Genomic DNA, 3,276 nt, shown 5'->3' with positions numbered 1-3,276 from the left:
TGGTATGGACGCTTTCCGTTTCACTAGTTTAGATGGAGGAATTGATACAATTACCGATTTTAAATCTGGAACAGATAAAATTCAAATAGATAGCAATGGTTTTACTAGTTTAGCAATCGGTCAATTAAGTGCAGAAGCTTTTACTTTTGGTGCAGGTGTGACTTCAGCTACTAGCAGCACCCATAGATTTATTTTCAACACTACCAATGGTGATTTATTCTTTGATGCCGATGGTGACGGTGCTGGAGCTAGTGTGAAGATCGCAACTCTAAGTAATTCTGCTAGTTTGAGTCACTCTGATATCTTTGTGATTTAGTAAAATCCCTAGTTATATCATGTCCGGTTCAAGACTTATAGGACTTACGCAAGATATGACTAAAAACCTTATTCTTGCGTAGGGGTAATTCATGAATTACCCCTACTTTCGTTCCCTTTTGCGTAAGTCCTGTTGGTTATTGGTAGTTGGAAACAACAATTAAAACAATTATTCACCAATCAGTTATATTCTAAGTAATTACCAGGGCTTGATGCTATTCAGGGTATATTTTGATGATAGGTTAGTATCTTTCTCAAGATCACGGTTAAAAGTTCTGTTTTTGGATTATAGGTTTAATTAGGGTTGGCTAAGTAGATTTGTCTCGGCCAGCCCTAATTGCTACAACTGTTCCTGAAACTGGGATGGACAATTTATTTTTTCCATAATCAGGTAAACTTTATAAGTTTTTTGACTTAAATGCCAGTTTGAGGTTGCAATTTCCCAAAATTGTGATAGCTTGGTACGATATCCTTAAATACTAATACCTCTATCAGTGAGCTATACAAAAGTGTATTAGTTTACTGTATTAGTTTACTGTAGGAGTATTTATTGGCTATATGTGCTATGAACCTATAGAAAAAGGACTGAAGTAGAAAAACCAGTGATAAAAAGAACATTGTTTTAAACCAGAGATCAACGGAACATAATCTAGTTTTAATGTAGTTGTAATAACAATTGAGACAGGTAGTAAATTTACTGGCAAGTGATATGAATCCAGTGCTGCAATTTGGCGATCGCATAATAACAGCCCCAGAAGTTCTACAACTACTGGGGAAACACCAATTAGTACCACCATTACTGAAAGAGGTAGTAATTGATCAAGCGATCGCAGAAATTGAATGTACACCACAGGAAGAAAAACAAGCCTGTGAACAGTTAGCGCAACAATATCAAGGAAAACAAGAACAGGGAATCAGTACTGAACAGTTGAATAGTATAGCTATTCGCCAACTGAAACTGGAAAAGTTCAAAGAAGCAAGTTGGGGACAAGATTTAGACTCCTACTTTTACCAGCGCAAAACCCAGTTGGATCGAGTTATATATTCCCTGATCACTACTTCTGATATTGGAATAGCCCAAGAAATCTACTTCCGCATCCAAGAAGGAGAACAATCTTTTGCTCAAGCAGCAAGAGAATATGCCCAAGGTCCAGAAGCCCAAACAGATGGTTTAGTCGGTCCTGTGGAATTACAATCTCTTCATCCGATGTTGGCGAGAGTCTTATCTGTCAGCCAACCACAGCAACTTTCACCACCTACTCAAATAGGAGAATGGATAGTAATTGTCAGGCTAGAAAAACTACTACCAGCTCAGTTGGATCGGCAAATTCGTCAAAGATTGCTGAATGAGCGGTTTCAGACTTGGCTGCAAGGGCAAGTAGCTCCACAAAACTGGCAAATTAAACTATCAGAAGATATGCAATGACAACAGGTAATAAGTGAAAGATTAAAACGTCCTTGATTATATCATTTGCATGATAAAGATACCTAATCATATAAGTCAGGGATGAGTAAAAAGCCAACTTACACATTTGGGAAGGCTTCCAGCACAAAAAATATCCAAGGTGTAAAAATTCTAGAAAGAGTTTGTGCAGCTTTTTCTAATCCGTGAATCCCGGATAAATAACAAACAGCAGATTATTAAATCGAATAAATATGACTTATAATAGCGAATCCTTTGATCAATTTCTCCAGAGTATTGCAGGATTTGATCAACTATCAGCCCAGGAAAGACGCAATTTACTATCACAACAACAAGCTCTACGCTATCGCATAGGACAAAAAATCATTGGTAAAGAAAAACTACCAGATAGAATAGCCATTCTGTACGAGGGAAAAGTGAGACTGTTGGGATATCACCCCCAAACCCAATTACCAATTACCCTGAAAATCCTAGAACCAGGAGCAATAATTGGGGAAATTAGTTTGATGCGGCAGATTGCTTGTGAAACAGCGATCGCATCCACAGAAGTGATTTGTTTAACCTTGAGTACAGCAAATTATTTAAGTCTACTACGCCAAAATCCAGCCTTTGCTAATGATCGTCAAAACTGTAGTGACATCTCAGAAGTATTTGATATTCTCAGCTCACTGTTAGCACAACAAGCTAATGCCAATTTAAATCTCAAAGACATCAGTCAAGAAATTTTATCAGAGGCAAAAATTCATTACCTACCACCAGGAAAATCCTCTTTTACACAACTAGAAAGTGATAAAATTTGGTTTGTTAGTGGTGGTACAGTAGCTAATTTTCCCCCTAATTCTCCGTTAGAATCTAGTCATACTAGAGGAATGATTGAAGTAACAGGGAACAGTCCAGCACGGTTATTAGGTATCAATCCCCCAGATTTATCATTCCTCAATCCAGAACTAGTAGAGGCAGAACTAACATATAATCAACAACAAAACACAGATGAAATAGAAATTCCCTACGCCACAGTAGAAGAAGTTATTCCTTCCCAACGCCAAACACCATCAGAGAAAAAACACCACCAACAATACCCATTTTTTCGTGGCCAGGGGGAAATAAATTCTACCTTGGCTTGTTTGCAAATGCTGGCCAAGCATTTACAAGTTCCCTTGCGTAAAGAAGTAGTACGTCGGATTTTAAACGACAACATTAAACGTCATGGTAATATATCCCTTCAACTTTGTGCTTATGTGGGAGAATTAATTGGACTGAGATCCCAATTAGTAGATATTCCCGCCACTGCAATTACACGCATTCCTACACCAGCACTAATTCAATATCAAGATAGCTATGCTGTGATCTATGCAGTAGATGAAAATACAGTAGTTTTAGCTGTGCCATCAAAAGGAATAATTAATTGCAAACCAAGCAAACTACTGGAAGAAATAGCAACTGATGAAACCACATTACAACCACAAATGCGGGTATTACTTCTCGGTGCTACCCAAGAAACACCGCAACAACGCTTTGGGTTAAGTTGGTTTTTACCT

At 37.9% G+C, this 3,276-nt stretch carries 2 protein-coding genes and 1 pseudogene; all 3 read left to right on the top strand.

Annotated features, from left to right (window positions below; all coding sequences use genetic code 11):
• Nucleotides 1-316 (top strand): annotated as a pseudogene (locus tag FFR48_RS26505) (FG-GAP-like repeat-containing protein); the annotation flags it as partial.
• Nucleotides 317-1,024: 708 nt separating this feature from the next.
• The gene (locus tag FFR48_RS26500) at nt 1,025-1,741 is read left to right on the top strand and encodes a peptidylprolyl isomerase (protein WP_137669413.1); all 717 of its coding nucleotides are present in this window, start codon (nt 1,025-1,027) and stop codon (nt 1,739-1,741) included.
• A 230-nt stretch (nt 1,742-1,971) separates the two neighbouring features.
• Nucleotides 1,972-3,276, top strand: a 1,305-nt coding sequence (locus FFR48_RS26495; RefSeq protein WP_137669412.1) for a cyclic nucleotide-binding domain-containing protein, incomplete at its 3' end; no start/stop codon positions are given.

Origin of the sequence: Sphaerospermopsis reniformis (genome assembly GCF_005402885.1) — a bacterium.
GTDB lineage: Bacteria > Cyanobacteriota > Cyanobacteriia > Cyanobacteriales > Nostocaceae > Sphaerospermopsis > Sphaerospermopsis kisseleviana.
This window is presented reverse-complemented; position numbering and strand designations above follow the sequence as displayed.

Bases quoted from the DNA above. Each gene is read 5' to 3' on its own strand.
- FFR48_RS26500 (WP_137669413.1), top strand. From the start codon at position 1,025: ATGAATCCAGTGCTGCAATTTGGCGATCGCATAATAACAGCCCCAGAA.